Below are 17,954 nucleotides of genomic sequence, written 5' to 3'. Positions count from 1 at the left end.
ATTCCTATTGCACAAAAGTATAAAACAAGTCTTTGGCGCAAAAAATGTAATTGCACCCATCGGCTTAACCAGCAACTGACCATGAAGCACCCATCGATTGTCCCCAGCTCTATCTGACGGTGCAATGGACGAAGCAACGATCAACTAATATTATCTCAGAAAAGGGTTCGATAAGGTGAAGGCGATCGAAGCATTGTTATGGAGCATTGCTTTGCCTGGATTTGGGCAACTGTTGAACAAAAAGTATATAAAAGGAATTTTGTTTATTGCGTTGGAATTTGTGATTAACACCCAATCCCAATTCAATGAAGCCATCCGCCTCAGCTTTTTGGGACGTACGGATGAGGCCGCTCGCATTGTCGATATCGGATGGCTGATGTTTTATCCATGTTTATACTTTTTTGCCATATGGGATGCATTTAAAGATGCGGGCGGCGGGCGAACACCGTACTCGTTTTTGCCGTTTGTCGTCTCCGCCTACTTTGTGACGGTCGGCTTGATATACTCGTCGCACGTGACGATCGGCGGCGTGTTTTTTGGGCCGATTTGGCTGCCGATTTTATCTGTCATCCCCGGGCTCTCCATTGGATGGCTGCTGCAATTTCTGCTGCTGAAATGGAAATAGCCATCCGCTTGGTGATTGCCCCGCCACAAAAGCCGCCAATTATTCATTGGCGGCTTTCGGTTGCGGCTCTTTGGCGCTTTTTCGTTTTTTCATCGTTCCCACCGCAATGACCGCAGCGACAACGAGCAGCTCAAATCCATACTTCACGACAGGATTCGCAAAATACTCCTTTAAAAACGGCTCATCGACGATCATTTTCGCCGCTGTCCAGGCGAGGACGCCAGCGCCGATCGTAATAATGATTGGGAAGCGCTCGATCCATTTTAAAATGAGCGTGCTGCCCCACACCATGATCGGAACGGAAATGAGCAACCCAAGAACGACGAGGAGAAAGTTTCCGTGCGCGGCGCCGGCGACCGCCAATACGTTGTCAAGCCCCATCAACGCATCGGCAATAATGATCGTGCGAATCGCCTCCCATAAATTTCCCCCGGCTTCAACATCGTCGTGGCCCTTCCCCTCAACAAGCAGCTTATAGGCGATCCAGACAAGCAGCACGCCGCCGACAAGCAAAAGCCCTGGGATTTTCAGCAGCCAGACGACGAAGATCGTCGCCAACGCCCGGATGACGACAGCGCCTACCGTCCCCCAGACAACGGCCTTTTTTTGCTGGTATTTGGGCAAGTTGCGGGCCGCCAATCCAATCACAATGGCGTTATCCCCTGCCAGCAAAAGATCAATAATGACGATCGACAGCAACGCCGTCCAAAACTCTACTGACAACAGATCCATGGAAGAATCCCCCTTTACAGGTTATATTTTTCTTTTAATGAAACCGGAGCCATCTTAATGACTTGTTGCAAAATAAATAGGAAGACGGCCAAATCATCGATCAAACCAAACAACGCAAGCCAATCCGGAATGAGGTCAAGCGGCAGCGCTATATACAAAAGCAGCAAACCGACGGAAAACAATTTTTTTCGCATTGGCACTTCATGAGAAACGAAAAATTCAAACAAAAACGGTAGAAAACGCCGGACATGGACGATGAAGCGAAGCCGTTTCCACCATTTACGCATGCCATCCCCTCCACTTTTTGTTCTTTTGAAACCGAACCTATCTTCCTTTACGATTATCTTCCCCCCTTTTGTTTCATGAAATGAAAGAAGGCCCTTACCATCTTTGGTAAAGGCCTCCATAAATAAAATAGACCTTTACCAACATCGGTAAAGGTCTCGCTAACAACGTCGCCGTTGCCAACAAAGCCGAGGGCATGCGCCCTGAACTGACGACTTTGCTGTTAAAGCTACTCCCCTTTAACAAAAGAAACTATATTCGTTTTTATATTTTCATGATATTCAATATTTATACCTGTTGTCAACTCTTTTTCTTGACAAGAAATGAATCCAATTTATTGCCCCGCCGTAAACTTCAAACCAATGACTCCGACAAGAATGCAAAGCAAAAACGCCACACGCGGCGCGTTGACTGGCTCGTTTAAAAACAACATGCCGACCAAGGCCGCGCCGAGCGCTCCGATTCCCGTCCACACCGCATAGGCGGTGCCGATCGGCAACGTTTTTATCGCCAGTGATAAAAAGTAAAAGCTCGCCGCCATCCCCGCAATCGTCACAACAGAAGGCCAAAAGCGGGCAAACCCGTTCGTATATTTCAGCGCGATCGCCCATACAACTTCGAACAAACCAGCAACTATTAAATAAACCCACGCCATGCCCCGTCCTCCCTTTTTAGCGAAAATAAAAAAGCCGCGAGAACGATCGAAACGATGCTCCTCCCGGGCTTTTGTCCCTCCGTGCACGCGGCGATGCCGCGCGTTTTCTCTCGGTCGCAGGCCGGCCGCAAAGCAGCCGCGGAACCCTAGAAAACCTTTTTCTTCTTTTTTTCCGCTGTTATTGTACCATGTTTGTGGCCAATCGGCTACTGATTTAACCATCGTGCCGCTGGCATAGCAAGAAAGCAGATGGGACATTCCCATCTGCTTTATACCGGATCGTTATCAACATCGCTGTACGATTCAATCGCTTGATCGAGCGCCCGATAGGCCTCAGCGAAAGCGTTTGTCGCCGATTCATCTCCCGCCTCGGCCAGCTCCATTCGCGCATTGCGCGCGTGAGTCACCGCACGGATGACATCTTCGATCATTTGCCGTTTATCCCCGGCGCTCGCTTTTAACCGTTCAAGCTCATGAATCGCCCCATCAAGACTCGTCGAGCGCGGTTCGTCAAACGATTGTTCCAGCTGCTCTTTCACACGCTCCAATATTTCTTTCATCATCGCCCATCCTTTCTCTATTCGTTGTCATCCGCTAGTGTGGGCGATTGGCGGCAAACTATGCATTACCAAGACGCTGAAATTGTGTCTACTCATTTACGTGCACATCTTTCAAACCAGCCCAAAACGCGGCGATGATCGACAGGGCGACGATGATCATCGGCGCATACATGATCAAAAATGTTTGCATTATCCTTTTCCCCCTTCCCATTTTCCTTTAACGTACGCCTTGTTAAACAAAAAGAGGCGCATAAGCAAATAAAGTGACGGAATTAATAACAGAAGGCCGGCAATAAACGCGACGATCAACGCCATAGCCATCGTCTCATTCGTAAACCCGTCATAAATCGTCAAATACGGGTACAACAAATACGGATAATGTGAAATGCCATAGGCGTAAAAGACGAACGCATATTGAAACAACAGCGCAATAAACGCCCAGCCGAACCGCCGCTGCCGCCAAAGCAGCCAAACGGTAATGACAAAAAACAAAAAGGAAATGACCAGCATCCACGCCACATTCCATAGGTTGGCGTAATGCTCGGGATTATGGTAGCGGAGCTGGTAAATAATGAGCAGCGCTGACAACATCGTCGGCCCGCTCCAAAGAAGAGCGTAGCGGCGCAACAGCGCCCGCGCCCGTTCATCCTTGGCCTCGTCCGCATAGTACGTTAAGAAAACGGCAGAAATGTAAAGAACGCTCGTCACACTGAGCAGCACAATGCTCCATGACAACGGGCTTGCAAACAGCTTCCCATAATCCAGCGCAACGCCTGAGGCGCCTGCCTCCACAAACCCGCCTTCGGAAATCGTCAACACGATGGACAGGGAGGCCGGAATAAACAACCCCGTCAATCCATAAGCGATTAAATACCAGTTCCGTTCCGTCCCCCCATACGTATGAAACGCATAGTACGAGCCGCGAATAGCTAACAAAATGATGGAGATGCTCGCCGGGACAAGCAAAATAGAACCGTAATAATACGCCGTTTTCGGAAAAAAGCCGACAATGCCGACAAAGAAAAAGACAAGAAAGACGTTCGTCACTTCCCATACAGGGGAAAGATAGCGCTGAATGATGCGGTGCAAAATATGCTGTTTGTTTGCCCAATGGCTATAGGCGCTGAAAAACCCAGCCCCGAAATCAATCGAGGCAACGATAATGTACCCGAACAAAAACAGCCATAACACCGAAATGCCAATGACTTCGAGCGTCATGGCGCCACCTCCCCGTTATTGGCCCGCTCTGCCAGCTCCCGTTCAACCGGGTTGCGGCGGAACATACGGATGAGCACTGTTGCGCTCGCAATTACTAACACCATATACAAAAGGCAAAACAACACAAGCATCGTATCCACATGCGCCGACGATGTCGCTCCTTCCGCCGTTTTCATATAGCCGCGCAAAATCCACGGCTGCCGCCCGACTTCCGCTAAGTACCATCCCGCCTCAATCGCAGCCATCGCCAGCGGCCCTCCCGCCACCAGCAGTCCAAAAAACCACTTTTTCGCCGTCCACTTCCAGCGGAAAATCGATCCGAGCCAATACGCGGCTGCGACAACCATTAAAAACACCCCGATCGTGACCATCACATCGAATAAGTAATGAATGTACAGTGGTGGGCGTTCATCTTCCGGAACTTCGTTCAGTCCGGTCACAACCGCAGCGGGATGGTTATGGGCCAAAATGCTAAGGGCATATGGAATTTCCAAGGCATATTTCACTTCCCCGTCTTCTTGGAGCGCGCCGAACAGGATCAACGGTGCATGGGAGCTCGTTTCAAAATGCCATTCAGGTAACTATTCAGCCACATCATAAAGTGAGCTGAATATTTTTTGCTTTTCCTGTCCATGATGTGAATATTGATAGACAAGGAGGTGAATCACATGTTGACGGTACAACAAGCTGTATTTACAGTTGAGGGCTTAATCGGCAAAGTCCAACAACAAAAACAGCTCATTCATCAACTCGTTCAAGAAAATGAACATTTGCGTCACGAAAACAAACAACTACGCAAAGAAAATGAACAACTGAAGTACCGTGTTCAAGAGCTGGAAGCACGCACGAAAAAAAACAGCTCCAATAGCCATTTGCCCCCATCTTCTGACCGTTTTGCCAACACACGTTCTTCCCGTCAACCATCTGGCAACAAGCCAGGCGGACAAGAAGGACATCAAGGAACGACGCTCCGTCAAGTGGAACATCCACATCATCGTGTCGTCCACCGTGTGCATACGTGTCAAGGATGTGGAGCTTCTTTGCGTGACGTCAAACCGTTCAAAGTCGATATCCGTCAAGTGTTTGATGTCCCTCSTGTGGCGATCGAGGTGACACAACATGAACGTGAAGTGAAATCGTGTCCACATTGTCGATGCGTGCAACAAGCCGAATTCCCATCCCATGTCACGAATCATGTGCAATACGGTCCACGGCTCACGGCGCTCGTTGTTTATTTACATCATATCCAATTGATCCCGTACAAGCGTTTAAGTGATACAATCGAAGCGTTATATCAACACTCGATTAGTACAGGAACCCTTGCCAATATGGTGAAACGAGGACGCGAAGCGCTGGAATCAAATATGGACATCATCGAAGACGCCTTACTTGAATCCAACATCCTGCATGTCGATGAAACGAGTTTGCGCATCAATGGGAAACTCGCATGGGTGCATGTCGCGTGTACATCGAGATATACATACTTGGCTCCTCACGCTTCTCGTGGAAAAAAAGCGACCGATGATATCGGGATTCTTCCCCGATATGAAGGGACGATGATGCACGATGCGTTCGGTACGTATCCGAAATACACACATGCCACCCATGCCCTTTGTCATGCCCACCATTTGCGTGAGTTAAAAGGATTCATCGAACAGGGGCATACGTGGGCGATGCGCATGACCACGTTTCTGTTAGCCGCCAAGCAAGCCGTCGAAGCCCATCACGGTGCACTTTCCGAAGAAGAAGCGAGACGGTGGGAACGAGTGTATGATCGCATCCTAGAAAGAGCACAACACCGATTAGAAACGATGACGCCTCTTCCGAAAAAAGCACTYGCTTTTGTTCGACGSCTTCAAAAACGAAAGGAAGAAGCGCTGCGTTTCTTACGTGAAGTACATGTTCCCTTTGAYAACAACCAAGCCGAACGCGATCTTCGCATGGTCAAAGTCAAAGAGAACATTTCGGGTACGTTTCGCGAAGAAACATTCGCGCAGTCGTTTTGCATCGCAAGAAGCATCGTTTCCACACTGACGAAACACGAAAAAAACGTGTGGGATTCGTTATGTCTTCTGTTGGCAGGCGAAACGATCGATCGAGTTCTTTCCGCTACCTAGGGCATTTTCTATGACCGAAATGCCCTATTTGTGCTGGGCTTTTTTATACACTAGCACTGGGGTGAATAGTTACTAGCAGTCAACATTGACGAGGTAAGCTATGAAGCGTATGAATTCTATCACGAAGAGCTGGACAACTATCTTGTGTGTTTAGTGCAAAACAAAAATCAGAGTTCTGCAACGAAAAGTGCAGAGCGTAAGGCAAAGAAAAAAGGCTTGCCAGTTCCTAACCTTTCCTCTACTGTGGAAGTTGTGAACGCATAACCAAACAGTGGAGGATGGAGAGGATGCTGACAATGCCTGAAGTTAATCGTAGCAAAAAATTGCGTGAAAAGAAAGGAGACGAAAAGATGAAGGTGCTTGAGTACCGCTTTGCCATTGCACCCATGTTTCATTTCATTGCAAGCAAATCGATGGAAGCAGGCTTGCATTTATGTGATGGCCATGCAAAGCAAACAGTGCAGTTGTTTATGAATGATACAGCTTCCGAGAAAGGGAAGAAGCGCATCGGGGCTATACAATACGAAGGATCCAACGATTACACAGCGAAAGAGCCCTGCATGGTCAGTTGGAGGTTCGAACGAGCGTTGCTTCCCGATGGACTCAAACAAGACTTGGAGGCGATCACGGCGTTTCGCAGAGATCAAAACGAAGGACCATCCATCAATCCAAACGCCCAGTCGATTGCCTTTAAATTTGAAGCGTTGACGGATGCCGCCAAAGAAACGATTGAGGCGATTACCGCCGTTCTTAAGAAGCATGCAAGAAGTTGAAGTGGTTACGCGCCTGTCGCTTTTTGATGGATGGGACGGTGTGGCTAAGGCGGAGGTTGAAAGGGAAACGGGGGATTGGAAATGGCGCATGTATTTCAAATGAAAACGAAACCGCATGGGTTTCAGCGGTACGACGAATTCATTCGCGATCAAGTCATAGGGATTGGCTGGCCGCTGATCGGCAATTTAGACGGCATAAGCAAAGATGAACGGAGAGAGCGATTGCGCAACGTGTACCATTATTCGGGGGCGAAGCTTGGCAACGCTCTTGGCGCAATCTGGGCGTTTGTCCATACGATGGAACAAGGGGATATCGTGTTGGTTCGCAATGGAGCGTGGCTCAGCATCGGGATCATTGGCCCCTATCGCTATGTGAAACATCTCGACAATGATATCGATGGGTTTTGCCATCAACGGTCGGTTGAGTGGAAGGTCATGAATGAAAACGTTCGCTTGTATAATGAGAAAGTGCATGAAACATTGCGGCACCGGGGAGTTGTGACAAAAAGCAAATATACTGTACACGAACTTCAACTAGGGATTTAACGGTGAAGCAGGAATGTTTGAGATATATATGAAATGGTTCAAAGGTCGAAAATAGTCATTTCGTCTCACTTCCTCGCGAAGAAAATCATGGTACAATGATGATGAAAGGTACAGCTAAGGAAACTTAGCGTCACAAAGCTACAGGGGCTAAGGGGAAACCTATGCCAGCCAGCTGCCATTACCAAAAAATAAAGGAGGAATTGGTAATGTTGAAGAAAGGATGGCCGATTTTGGTGGCGTCGATGCTCGTCGCCTCTCCGGCGTGGGCGGCCGCCAAACCTGCGGGCAAAGCGCATGAGCGCGAAACGATGGTGAAGAAAGTGGAAGTCGTCGTCAAGAAGAAGACGGAACAAAAGGAAACAGAGGCGAAGAAAAAACAGGAATCGTCCAAGCAACAAAAATGGCTTGCGCAAAAGTTGGCGCAGTTACATAAAAAAGTAGGCCAAATTGAAGAGCGGCTAGACAAAGTGACCGCTCGCATTCAAGCATTGAGCGAAGCGGAATCGGCAACGGACACGCAAACGACGCCTGCTGATTCGTTGCCAACGGGCGAGCCGTCTGCTTCTCAACCGACAGAAGTCACAGCGGCAACTGACGCTCCGAGCGGACAAGCCATAGCGGCCAATGACGCTGCCGCTCCGGCTTCCAGCGGGCAAACGGTAACGGAGGCGCCGTCTCCGACTTCTCCACAACCTGTTGGTGAAGACCAAGAGGAACTCGATGAAGAAAAACAAGAGCAAATCGATGGCCTCATCGGCCAGCTCATTGCCCTGTCCAACCAGCTGCGGGCGGTGACGAATGAAATTCGCGCTCTTGAAAAGAAAGTCGGCGTCAACAACGCAGACATTCAGAAGTTAAAAGAAAAAGTCAAGGCGTTGAACGACCAAGTGCAAGCGAACAAAAAGGCGTTGCTCAATTTGCTATAGAAATAAGGAAGGGCGCCAGTGGAGGGCGCTCTTCGTTGTGTTGCAATGGTGATCTTCTATTTTTGCTTGGGTTGCTTCTTTTCTTACTCTTTTAGAAAAGACAGTCCTTCAAGGCATATTCTCTTTGCGAATAATGGATTATTTGAACAGCTTTTCTGCTTCCTTATCTACTCCTCTTAACGATGCGTGTCACTCCTTTAATGTCGACTGTCATTCCTTCTTTTTCTATCTTCCAACGGTTTTTTGATGTGTTCTTGCTAATGTTGAGCTGTCAATCGCTCGTCGGACGGCGGTTTCAATGATAATATACAGCATGAATGTAGAAAAGAAGATTGAAAAGATCAACCATCCCCAAGAATAGGACATTGTGCTTTCCTCTATCTCTTTCGATATTGTCTGTTTATTTCCTCTATTTCTTTTGTTTGTTTTTTCTATCAAAATTTTGTTGCTTTTATGGTAATATGTATAGAGATGACAATGATTTGATCTGAGTGAGGGGGATGGGCATTGAAAAAACGGAAGAAATACGCGGCGGCGAGCGTGGTGTTGGCGTTGGGGCTGCTTGCTCCGGCTGTGTTGCCGACCGCAGCGGGCGCGGAAGACCGAGATGTCGTCAAGCTGCGCATTTTAGAGACGACGGACGTACATATGAATCTCGTCAACTACGATTATTTCAAAGATAGTCCGACGAATGAGTTTGGGTTGTCGAAGACGGCGCGTTTGATCGAGCAGGCGCGCGCTGAGCAGCCGAATACACTTCTGTTTGACAACGGGGATTTGATTCAAGGAACGCCGCTTGGCGACTATGTGGCCAAAGTGAAGCCGTTGCAAGACGGAGAAGTGCATCCAGCGGTGAAACTGTTGCATTTGTTGAAGTACGATGCGGCGACGGTTGGGAACCATGAGTTCAACTATGGCTTGGATTTCCTCAATGAAGTGTATGACGATGCCAAGCTGCCGATCGTGAATGCGAACGTGTACCGTGACGATCATGACCAAAATCCGGATAACGATGTCAACTATTTCACGCCGTATCAAATTTTAGCGAAAGAAGTCGTTGATGAAGACGGGGAGAAGCATACGCTGAAGATCGGCGTCATCGGCTTTGTGCCGCCGCAAATTATGGATTGGGACAAAGCGAATTTGCAAGGGAAAGTGATTGCGAAAGACATTGTGCAGTCGGCGCAAAAGTATATTCCAAAAATGAAAGCGGAAGGGGCCGATTTGATCGTTGTGCTATCGCACTCGGGCATTGAGACCGGCGGAAACAGCCCGAATATGGAAAACGCATCGTATTATTTGACGCAAATTCCGGGGATCGACGCCGTGTTGACCGGCCACCAGCATAAAAAATTCCCGGCCCTTCCAGGCACGACACCAGATTTTCCGGACGGAAACGGAATCAACAATGAAACCGGCACGATCAACGGTGTTCCGGTGACGATGCCGGGTTCATGGGGAGATACGCTCGGCGTGATCGACTTGACGGTCGAGCAAGTCGACGGAAAATGGAAAGTGACGCAAGCGAAAGCCCAACTCCGTCCAGTGTATGACAAGGCGACGAAAACGCCGCTTGTCGACAGCGACCCGGCCGTTGAGCAGGCGATCCAAGCGGAACATGAAGCGACGATTCAGTACGTCCGCAGCCCGGTTGGAAAAACAACGAGCCCGATCAACAGCTATTTTGCGCTTATAAAAGACGATCCGTCCGTGCAAATCGTCACGAATGCGCAAAAATGGTATGTCGAAAAGATGTTGAAGGGGACGAAATATGAAGGCCTTCCGGTGCTGTCGGCCGGCGCTCCGTTCAAAGCCGGCGGACGCGGCGGGGCGAGCTATTATACCGACATCCCGGCAGGGGAAATCGCCATTAAAAACGTCGCCGATTTGTACTTGTATCCGAACACGGTGTATGCGTTGAAAATTACGGGAGCCGAGTTGAAAGAATGGCTTGAGTGGTCGGCGGGGCAATTCAACCAAATCGACCCGAACAAGACAGACGTTCAGCCGCTCGTCAACAATGACTTCCCGACGTACAACTTCGACATTATTGATGGAGTGACGTACGAGATCGATGTCACCGAGCCGGCGAAATACGACAAAAACCAAAATGTGATCAATCCGAACGCGAATCGGATTAAAAACTTGAAATTCGAAGGCAAGCCAGTGACGCCGAACATGGAATTTATCGTCGCAACGAACAACTATCGGGCGACGACAAACCGGATCATCAATCCGGGCGGGAAAAACACGATTTTGGCTGCGCCGGATGAAAACCGGCAAGTGATCATCGATTACATTCGGGAAAACGGAACGATCAACCCGTCGGCGGATGGCAACTGGCGGTTTGCGCCAGTGAAAGGGAAAGCGCCGGTGACCGTCACTTTTGAATCGTCGCCGGAAGCGCAAAAATACTTGCCGCAAGACGGTAGCATCCGCTATGTCACCGCCTTGCCGAGCGGATTTGCCCAATATGAATTTGCCTTGCCGCTTTGGAAGGAAGAAAAGCCCAACCCGCCAAAGCAGCCGGAGAAGCCAACCACTCCTCCAGGCCAAGTGAAAAAAGTCTACTGGGATGGCGTGGAGCTGAAAAAAGGGCAAATCGGCCGCTTGACGGTGCAAAAGCCGATCAATCTATGGAAACGGACGAATGATGGGCGCCTTGTGTTCGTCCGCATCTTAAAGCCTGGGGAAGTGTACCGCGTCTACGGGTATGACGCGCGCTTCGGCGGGCAGTATGCGGTCGGCGGCGGGTATTACGTGACCGACATTGACACGCACATCCGCTACGAAACGCCGTCAAAGGAGAAGTTGAAGTTGGTGAATGGGCAATAAAGTGAAATAGCTGTCTTAGCCGTCAGGGATGTATGCCTGTTTCGGCTAAAGGCAGCTTTTTTTCCGTCAAGTGGAGTGGATGACGTTTTCATGAGTGAAAGCGTTCGATATGAAGTGTGAACATAACGAATTTCACTTATTATCAGCATATAGTAATAAATGCATACATTCAGATAAACAGAGGAATATTCTGTGGATTTGCCCGATAAATTCTTGACTGACTCATAAAGTGAATTTTTGTGTGATAATGTACAATGAAAATGATATAATATGTTTAAAGAGTTCCGCTTTATCATCTCCCACCTCGAAGCGCAAGCGTAGGTGGGAGAGCGTTCAATGAAAGGAGCGAAGAAGCATGGATTTTGTGAGAGTAATAAAAAACAGCAATGATCTAGAAAAGTTCATAGATATACCTGAATCATTAAAAAATAGGAAAGTGGAAGTCATTATCCTTCCCTATGCAGACGAAGAAAATTCAGAACAATCAGAAAAGAAGAGCTTAAGAGGGGCTCTGTCAAAATATAAAAATGAGGATTTGCAGGCTCAAGAAAGCGATGCCTGGTCTCAAGCTGTGATGGATCAATATGAAAATCATTGATGCAAACATTATTCTAAGATACCTGCTTAATGATCATGATGATTTGTCGGCTAAAGCGGCAACGATTATTGAAAATAACAAGGTGTTATTGCTAAAAGAAGTAGTCGTTGAAGTTGTCTATGTTCTTGAAAAAGTGTACAATGTCACAAATGCTGAGATCAGCGATACTCTTTTAGAACTGTTCAAATACGATAATATCGACGTGGATGATATCGAGATATTAGAGGAAGCGCTCATTCTGTTTGGCAGAAGACGACTGGACTTTGTGGATGCCCTTTTGTACGCCTATCATAAAGTAAAGGGATACGAGGTATATACTTTTGATAAGAAGCTGAACAAGGTACTTGAGGAATAGACATCATGATATACTTGTTACAGACCCGCGAGCGAGAAAGCCCACTCCTTGAGGGGTGGGATGAAAGCGAGCCGTTTTCTTATATGGAATGATTCTAAAAAAAACGGTATCCTGTAATCGTCACAAGGAGGTGAATCCATGCCGACGATCACACTAAGGCTGGAACTGCACAACCCAACGAAAGTCAAACAAGACATGTATGAACGGATGACAGAAGTGAATACCGCGTTTGCGAATTGGCTGTTGAATCATCCCGARCTGAATCAAGCGACGAGCAAAATTTTTAAAGAGTTTTCGTCGCAGCGGTTTCCTTCTGCTATCGTGAATCAAACGATTCGAGAAGTGAAGTCCCAAAAGAAAAACCAGAAAACAAAGAAGTTCCGAACATTATGGTGTTGCTTTAACAATCAAAACGTAAAGGTTGAAAAGAAAGGAGAGTTCTACACYGTTTCATTCCCCACACTGGAGAAGCGAATTGGCGTGCCGGTGGTCACGCGTCCCTATCAAGAAGCATGGCTGAATCGGCTGCTCGATGGAACCGTCAAACAAGGGGCAGCCAAGCTCTACAAAAAGAGAAAGAAATGGTRCTTGGCTGTTGCGATCACAGTTGAAGTCCAACAACGGGAAGAAACGAAGGCAATGGGCGTTGACCTAGGACTTCGCTATATTGCCGTTGCCAGCGTGGGAACGAAATCGTTGTTTTTCAAGGGCAACCAATGCGCTTTCATTCGCCGACGATACGCGGCTTTGCGTCGAAAGTTGGGCAAAGCCAAGAAGCTTCATATGATTCGCAAAATCGGCCGTAAAGAGTCCCGCTGGATGAAGGATAKGAACCATAAAATCAGCCGCCAAATCGTTCGTTTTGCCCTCGCCAACGGTGTTGGCGTGATTCGGATGGAAGATTTGACAGGGATTCGGAAACGGGCAACATCGGCCAAAGAAGCAGGACGAAGCCTTCACTCTTGGGCGTTTCATCAACTGCAAACGATGATTGCCTATAAAGCGGAAATGGCGGGCATTCGGGTGGAGTGGGTGAAGCCGACCTACACGAGCCAAACATGCCGATGCGGGCATCGAGAGAAAGCGAACCGAAACGGCATCCGCTTCCGATGCCAAAAGTGCGGATACACCCTCCATGCCGACTTGAATGGCGCCATTAACATCGCCAAAGCGATTTCGGGCTTGAGCGCCTAATCTAGCGCACTGGTCACAGGTGCGCCGCCCATTGGGGTACATCTTAACCCGATGGGACGGGGTGATGACACACCCCCGAACTTGGGCGTTGTCCGAACCAGAAATGGATGAGGACGCGAACGACCCAAGAATCCCGCGCCTTTAGGTGTGTGGAGTGTCAACAGCAATCCAAGTGAACCGAAAAAAGTTCCCGCAAAGTCTTGATTGGCTCGAAAAAATCGAATGGTTGCTGGTCGTGTATAGAAAAAAAGATTGATTTTTCATCCCCACCTTGTTACATTAAAAATGGTTCAATCATTGAACAAAATGGGTGCGTACCGGTTTCCAACGCGTTGACCTAGGAAATAGTTCAATCATTGAACAAATGGGGAGGTGAGTGAATGATGGGACGAAACATCGATGAGTGGATTGACCGCTATTTGTCCGTGTCGTTTCTCGTGATGAAACGCGGAGCAGCGCTTGTCAAAGACAGCCTTTGCGAAGAGATGACGCACGATCAATATTATTTGCTTCGCTACATCCGGCGGCGGGGGACGTGCACGTCAACGGAGCTTGCGGCAATGTTCGGCGTGAACAAAAGCGCGGTGACGGCGATGACGAATCGCCTCGTCGACAAAGGCTGGCTGCGCCGCGACCGCGATGAGAGCGACCGGCGAGTCGTTGTCTTAACGCTGACGGAACAAGGGGAAGCATGGATCGCGGAAATGGACCGAAACGTCTATCGGCTCGTGGAAGAGGTGATCGCTCGTTTCCCTGAAGAAGAAATTGAAACGTTCATCCGCACGTATGAACGGTTGGCCCACGTGCTGCAGGAGGTGGAAGAAGCGAAATGAGGGCGATTATCAAAGGAAGATGGTTCGTGCTTGCGGCGTGGATCATCATGGCGGCGGTGCTCATGATGACCGCGCCGAACATGGGCGAGCTTGTCCGCGAAAAAGGGCAGCTGAGCGTGCCGGACGGCTACTCGTCGTCATTGGCGGCAAAATTGATCAAAGAGGCAAACGGCCAGGAAAACAAACAAAATGAACGATCCGCGGTGCTTGTCTTTTACAAAAAAGGCGGGCTGACGGCGGGCGATAAAAAAGAGATTGAACGGGCGGTAAACGCGCTCGAAAAGAAAAAAGAGGAACTTCATGTAACGAACATCGTCTCGCCGTTTGCCAACCGGGAGCTGGAAAAAGAACTCGTTTCCAAAGATGGAACGACGATGCTCGTTTCCGTCAGCATCGACCCGGCCGGGCGGACGGCGAAGCAATTGACCGACGCCCTGTATAAAGCGGTCGATGGCGTCAAGGTCGAGCATTATTTCACCGGCGGCTGGATGATCGATGAAGATGTCGTGACGAGCTCGCAGGAAGGCGTGAAGAAAACGGAAGGGATCACTGTCGTCTTTATTTTAATTGTGTTGCTCGCCGTGTTCCGCTCGCCGGTGGCGCCGCTCATTCCGCTGCTCGCGGTCGGGGCGACGTATGTCGTCTCGCAGTCGGTCGTTGCGTTTTTAGTAGATAAAGTGAATTTCCCGCTGTCGACGTTCACGCAAACGTTTTTAGTCGCGGTGTTGTTTGGCATTGGGACCGACTATTGCATTTTGTTGCTGAGCCGGTTTAAAGAAGAACTGGCGAAACGCGGCGATCGGGTGGAAGCGATCGTCGCCACGTACCGGACGGCTGGGAAAACGGTGGCAGCAAGCGGCATTGCCGTCATGATCGGCTTTGCGGCGATCGGTTTGTCGACGTTTAAGCTGTACCAATCGGCGGCGGCCGTCGCTGTCGGGGTCGCGGTGCTGCTTGTGGCGCTCGTGACGCTTGTGCCGTTTTTCATGGCGGTGCTTGGCGAGAAGCTGTTTTGGCCGGTGCGGGGGAAGCTCGAGCATGGGCAAAGCCGGCTTTGGCTCGCGGCTGGCCGATTTGCGTTCGCCCGTCCGCTTCTGGCGCTGGCGATTGTCGCCGTCGTGACCGTGCCGGTGTTGGCGACGTATGATGGCAAACTGTCGTTTGATTCAATGGAAGAGATCGGCGATCATTATCGTTCCGTCAAAGCGTTTGACATCATTGCCGATCATTTCAATCCGGGAGATGCCATGCCGACGCAGGTGGTATTGAAAAGCAAAGAGCCGCTTGATTCGGAAGAAGGGCTGGCGTTGATTGAGAAAATTAGCCGCGAGATCGAAACGGTTGACGGCGTGGCGAGCGTCCGCTCGGCGACGCGCCCGACGGGTGAGCCGATTAAGGAGCTGTTTGTCACGGAACAGGCGAAACAGCTGAAAAACGGCCTTGGCGCCGGCAAAGAGGGCATTGAGAAAATCGGCTCCGGCCTCGAGGCGGCAAGCCAAAAGTTGTCCTCGTCCGCTCCGCAGCTTAAGCAGGCGTCATCCGGCATCGGCCAGCTCGTCTCCGGAACGGAGCGGCTTGAAGACGGCCTGCGCCAGCTGCAAACCGGTCTCAGCCAAATTGAACAAGGGGTGCGCCGGGGAGCGATGGGCGCCGGTGAGCTGAAAAAAGGCTTAGTGACGCTTCGCGACAATGCGAAAAAGCTGCAGGAAGGCGCGAATCAGCTGCTTGACGGCTACAAGCAGGCGGAACAAGGGCTGTCGGCGCTAAGCGGCCAGTACCGGCAAATCGAAGCGGGATTAAAAGCTGTCGCCGATCAGCTCACCGCCGTGCAGACGATGCTCGGGCAAGTCGAACAGTCACATCCGGAACTCCGTCAAGATGGGCAATACCAACAAGCGAAAATGACGGTCGCCGCCTTGTCCGGTCAGACGAAACAAATGGCGGACGGCCTCACGCAATTGAACGGGGCGCTTGAGCAGGCGCGCGCCGGTTTGGCGAAAGCGAACGAATCGTTCGCCCAACTCGCGGCTGGTCAAGCGGCGGTCAACGGCGGCTTGGATCAAGTCATTGCCGGGCTTGGTGAGCTCGAAGCCGGATTGACGAAAGCGGCCGACGGCCAGAAACAGGCGGTTGAAAAACTGCCGCAATTCTCGGCCGGACTTGAGCAAGTCAACGGCGGCCAGCGCCAATTGCTTGAGCATTTCTCCGCGCTTGGCGGCCAGCTCGGCCAGCTCGTGAACGGCTTGGACCAAAGCGCGTCCGGCCTTCAAAAAGTGGCCAACGGCCTCGGAACGGCGGAAACGTATTTAGCCGATTTGTCATCGGCGCCGGAGAAAGAAATGGCCGGCTGGCACATGCCAAAAGAGGCGCGCGAAAGCAAAGACTTTGCACAGGCGAAAGACGTGTATATGTCGAAAGACCGCCGCATCGTGACGTTCGATGTCATTTTAAAAGAAAATCCGTATTCAACATCGGCGCTCGGCCGCATCGATGACATTCGCGCTGCGGCCGAACGGGCGGTGAAAGGAACGAAGTTGGAAGACGCGACAATCGCTGTCGGCGGAGTCACCAGCACGTACGCGGATTTGCAGACGATTTCGAACGCGGACTATCAGCACACAGCGGTGCTCATGCTCATTGGCATCGCCATCGTGTTGGCGGTGCTGCTCCGTTCGCTCATCATGCCGCTTTATTTGATCTTGTCGCTCGTGTTGACGTACTACACGTCGATGGCTGTCACCGAGCTCATTTTCGTCAACGCCCTCGGCTATGCCGGCTTGAACTGGGCGGTGTCGTTCTTCGCCTTTGTGCTGCTTTTGGCGCTCGGCATTGACTACAGCATCTTCCTCATGGACCGGTTCAACGAATACCGCGGCCGGCCGGTGAAGGAAGCGATGCTGTCGGCGATGGGCCATATGGGGACGGTCATCATCTCGGCCGCCGTCATTTTAGGCGGAACGTTCGCCGCGATGTATCCGTCCGGCGTCTTGTCGCTCTTGCAAATTGCGACGATTGTGTTGACAGGGCTCCTGCTTTACGCCCTCGTCGTCCTGCCGCTTTTCGTGCCGGTCATGGTCCGCACGTTCGGCCGCGCGAACTGGTGGCCGTTTGGGCAGCCGACGGGCGAAGCGGATGGGTTTGAACAACAGAAAATCAGTTAAGATGGCTGGCTGACGCCGCTCCCGTATGATCGGGGAAGCGGTGTTCTTTTTTGGAATGAAGGGAGGGCTGAAAGTATGTCGCCCCTCCTAATCAAGAGAATGTATGTTCTATTCACATTACTTTATCATCTTCCACCGATTCATTCCCCGCAGATGTGGATGGCATGGGAGCGGAGGGAATGGATATAATCCTAAAAAAATATTGAATATTTTTTATTTTGTGTTACTATAGTTGTAAAATATTCAATGTTGGGTGATGAAAATGAAATTGGCAAAAATCACGGTTATATTCTCGGTGACGCTAGCCATTTTTACAGCCCCCCTAATGGTGCGCGCCTATGTTCTAGAACCTTACTATTGGAAAAATGGAGTGAGCGGTCTCACGTACAAATGGGGAAGCAATCTTTAGACCCCCGGCACAGTGATTAGGACGGCTTTTGAGAATGCTCTTTCCGATTGGAATGGAACGCCAACCCCAGTTTGGTTCTCCTACAGCAGCAGTTCTTCCAATACGCTAAACTCCTACTATGTTTCTGACTCT

The 17,954-nt window shown here is 50.0% G+C and carries 17 protein-coding genes, 1 pseudogene and 2 riboswitches; of the genes and pseudogenes, 11 read left to right on the top strand and 7 right to left on the bottom strand.

Translation table 11 applies throughout. From position 1 onward, the window contains the following. Positions 1 to 175 precede the first annotated feature (175 nt). Entirely contained in the window at positions 176 to 625 is a 450-nt protein-coding gene (locus B1A75_RS01060; protein ID WP_079935579.1) for a hypothetical protein, read from the top strand. A 39-nt stretch (positions 626 to 664) separates the two neighbouring features. Here B1A75_RS01060 and B1A75_RS01055 read toward each other — a convergent pair whose 3' ends face one another. The 7 genes and pseudogenes from B1A75_RS01055 to B1A75_RS01030 all read right to left on the bottom strand — a co-directional run. Then, on the bottom strand, positions 665 to 1,357 hold the full coding sequence (locus tag B1A75_RS01055) for a TerC family protein (protein ID WP_079935578.1): 693 nt from the start codon (positions 1,355 to 1,357) through the stop codon (positions 665 to 667). Positions 1,358 to 1,371: 14 nt separating this feature from the next. Beyond that, positions 1,372 to 1,644: a YkvA family protein gene (locus B1A75_RS01050; protein WP_011230113.1), complete on the bottom strand. Its 273-nt coding sequence runs from the start codon at positions 1,642 to 1,644 to the stop codon at positions 1,372 to 1,374. 332 nt (positions 1,645 to 1,976) lie between these two features. Next, positions 1,977 to 2,297, bottom strand: a complete 321-nt coding sequence (locus B1A75_RS01045) for a DMT family transporter (protein ID WP_011230112.1) — start codon at positions 2,295 to 2,297, stop codon at positions 1,977 to 1,979. A 58-nt stretch (positions 2,298 to 2,355) separates the two neighbouring features. Next, positions 2,356 to 2,458, bottom strand: a riboswitch (guanidine-I (ykkC/yxkD leader). 108 nt (positions 2,459 to 2,566) lie between these two features. Continuing rightward, entirely contained in the window at positions 2,567 to 2,857 is a 291-nt protein-coding gene (locus tag B1A75_RS01040) for a hypothetical protein (RefSeq protein WP_021322500.1), read from the bottom strand. A gap of 88 nt (positions 2,858 to 2,945) precedes the next feature. After that, positions 2,946 to 3,047, bottom strand: a complete 102-nt coding sequence (gene cydS, locus B1A75_RS20715) for a cytochrome bd oxidase small subunit CydS family protein (RefSeq protein ID WP_011230110.1) — start codon at positions 3,045 to 3,047, stop codon at positions 2,946 to 2,948. After that, positions 3,047 to 4,075, bottom strand: a complete 1,029-nt coding sequence (locus tag B1A75_RS01035; RefSeq protein WP_079935577.1) for a cytochrome d ubiquinol oxidase subunit II — start codon at positions 4,073 to 4,075, stop codon at positions 3,047 to 3,049. The genes cydS and B1A75_RS01035 overlap by 1 nt, the downstream gene beginning before the upstream one ends. Next, positions 4,072 to 4,650 (bottom strand): annotated as a pseudogene (locus B1A75_RS01030) (cytochrome ubiquinol oxidase subunit I); the annotation flags it as partial. The gene B1A75_RS01035 and the pseudogene B1A75_RS01030, both read right to left, overlap by 4 nt. A gap of 93 nt (positions 4,651 to 4,743) precedes the next feature. Here B1A75_RS01030 and tnpC point away from each other — a divergent pair. The 10 genes from tnpC (at position 4,744) to B1A75_RS00980 (ending at position 17,413) form a co-directional block, all read left to right on the top strand. After that, a complete protein-coding gene (tnpC, locus tag B1A75_RS01025) occupies positions 4,744 to 6,192 on the top strand; it encodes an IS66 family transposase (RefSeq protein WP_079935576.1) in 1,449 nt (482 codons plus the stop codon). Between the two features lie 278 nt (positions 6,193 to 6,470). Further along, positions 6,471 to 6,965, top strand: a complete 495-nt coding sequence (locus B1A75_RS01020) for a hypothetical protein (protein WP_254866581.1) — start codon at positions 6,471 to 6,473, stop codon at positions 6,963 to 6,965. An 81-nt stretch (positions 6,966 to 7,046) separates the two neighbouring features. Then, entirely contained in the window at positions 7,047 to 7,511 is a 465-nt protein-coding gene (locus B1A75_RS01015; RefSeq protein WP_079935619.1) for a hypothetical protein, read from the top strand. A gap of 97 nt (positions 7,512 to 7,608) precedes the next feature. Next, a riboswitch (cyclic di-GMP riboswitch) is annotated at positions 7,609 to 7,691 on the top strand. Positions 7,692 to 7,717: 26 nt separating this feature from the next. Next, positions 7,718 to 8,437 (top strand): hypothetical protein, encoded by a 720-nt coding sequence (locus tag B1A75_RS01010; protein ID WP_079935574.1) that lies wholly within the window; start codon positions 7,718 to 7,720, stop codon positions 8,435 to 8,437. 507 nt (positions 8,438 to 8,944) lie between these two features. Next, positions 8,945 to 11,272 carry a bifunctional 2',3'-cyclic-nucleotide 2'-phosphodiesterase/3'-nucleotidase gene (locus B1A75_RS01005; RefSeq protein ID WP_079935573.1) on the top strand — a complete coding sequence of 776 codons (2,328 nt, stop codon included), beginning with the start codon at positions 8,945 to 8,947 and terminating at the stop codon, positions 11,270 to 11,272. A 355-nt stretch (positions 11,273 to 11,627) separates the two neighbouring features. Next, entirely contained in the window at positions 11,628 to 11,870 is a 243-nt protein-coding gene (locus B1A75_RS01000; RefSeq protein ID WP_079935572.1) for a hypothetical protein, read from the top strand. Continuing rightward, positions 11,857 to 12,225 (top strand): type II toxin-antitoxin system VapC family toxin, encoded by a 369-nt coding sequence (locus tag B1A75_RS00995; protein ID WP_068895373.1) that lies wholly within the window; start codon positions 11,857 to 11,859, stop codon positions 12,223 to 12,225. The genes B1A75_RS01000 and B1A75_RS00995 overlap by 14 nt, the downstream gene beginning before the upstream one ends. 138 nt (positions 12,226 to 12,363) lie before the next feature. Then, a complete protein-coding gene (locus tag B1A75_RS00990; RefSeq protein ID WP_079935571.1) occupies positions 12,364 to 13,419 on the top strand; it encodes an RNA-guided endonuclease TnpB family protein in 1,056 nt (351 codons plus the stop codon). Between the two features lie 380 nt (positions 13,420 to 13,799). After that, positions 13,800 to 14,252, top strand: a complete 453-nt coding sequence (locus B1A75_RS00985; protein ID WP_074042831.1) for a MarR family winged helix-turn-helix transcriptional regulator — start codon at positions 13,800 to 13,802, stop codon at positions 14,250 to 14,252. Then, positions 14,249 to 17,413 carry an MMPL family transporter gene (locus B1A75_RS00980; RefSeq protein WP_074042830.1) on the top strand — a complete coding sequence of 1,055 codons (3,165 nt, stop codon included), beginning with the start codon at positions 14,249 to 14,251 and terminating at the stop codon, positions 17,411 to 17,413. The genes B1A75_RS00985 and B1A75_RS00980 overlap by 4 nt, the downstream gene beginning before the upstream one ends. The last annotated feature ends 541 nt before the right edge of the window (positions 17,414 to 17,954 follow it).

This window comes from Geobacillus sp. LEMMY01, assembly GCF_002042905.1.
Taxonomy (GTDB): domain Bacteria; phylum Bacillota; class Bacilli; order Bacillales; family Anoxybacillaceae; genus Geobacillus; species Geobacillus proteiniphilus.
This window is presented reverse-complemented; position numbering and strand designations above follow the sequence as displayed.

Coding starts and splice junctions, on each gene's coding strand:
- B1A75_RS01055 (WP_079935578.1), bottom strand. CDS start 1,357: ATGGATCTGTTGTCAGTAGAGTTTTGGACGGCGTTGCTGTCGATCGTC.
- B1A75_RS01050 (WP_011230113.1), bottom strand. CDS start 1,644: ATGCGTAAATGGTGGAAACGGCTTCGCTTCATCGTCCATGTCCGGCGT.
- B1A75_RS01045 (WP_011230112.1), bottom strand. CDS start 2,297: ATGGCGTGGGTTTATTTAATAGTTGCTGGTTTGTTCGAAGTTGTATGG.
- B1A75_RS01040 (WP_021322500.1), bottom strand. CDS start 2,857: ATGAAAGAAATATTGGAGCGTGTGAAAGAGCAGCTGGAACAATCGTTT.
- cydS (WP_011230110.1), bottom strand. CDS start 3,047: ATGCAAACATTTTTGATCATGTATGCGCCGATGATCATCGTCGCCCTG.
- B1A75_RS01035 (WP_079935577.1), bottom strand. CDS start 4,075: ATGACGCTCGAAGTCATTGGCATTTCGGTGTTATGGCTGTTTTTGTTC.
- B1A75_RS01020 (WP_254866581.1), top strand. CDS start 6,471: ATGGAGAGGATGCTGACAATGCCTGAAGTTAATCGTAGCAAAAAATTG.
- B1A75_RS01015 (WP_079935619.1), top strand. CDS start 7,047: ATGGCGCATGTATTTCAAATGAAAACGAAACCGCATGGGTTTCAGCGG.
- B1A75_RS01010 (WP_079935574.1), top strand. CDS start 7,718: ATGTTGAAGAAAGGATGGCCGATTTTGGTGGCGTCGATGCTCGTCGCC.
- B1A75_RS01000 (WP_079935572.1), top strand. CDS start 11,628: ATGGATTTTGTGAGAGTAATAAAAAACAGCAATGATCTAGAAAAGTTC.
- B1A75_RS00995 (WP_068895373.1), top strand. CDS start 11,857: ATGAAAATCATTGATGCAAACATTATTCTAAGATACCTGCTTAATGAT.
- B1A75_RS00985 (WP_074042831.1), top strand. CDS start 13,800: ATGATGGGACGAAACATCGATGAGTGGATTGACCGCTATTTGTCCGTG.
- B1A75_RS00980 (WP_074042830.1), top strand. CDS start 14,249: ATGAGGGCGATTATCAAAGGAAGATGGTTCGTGCTTGCGGCGTGGATC.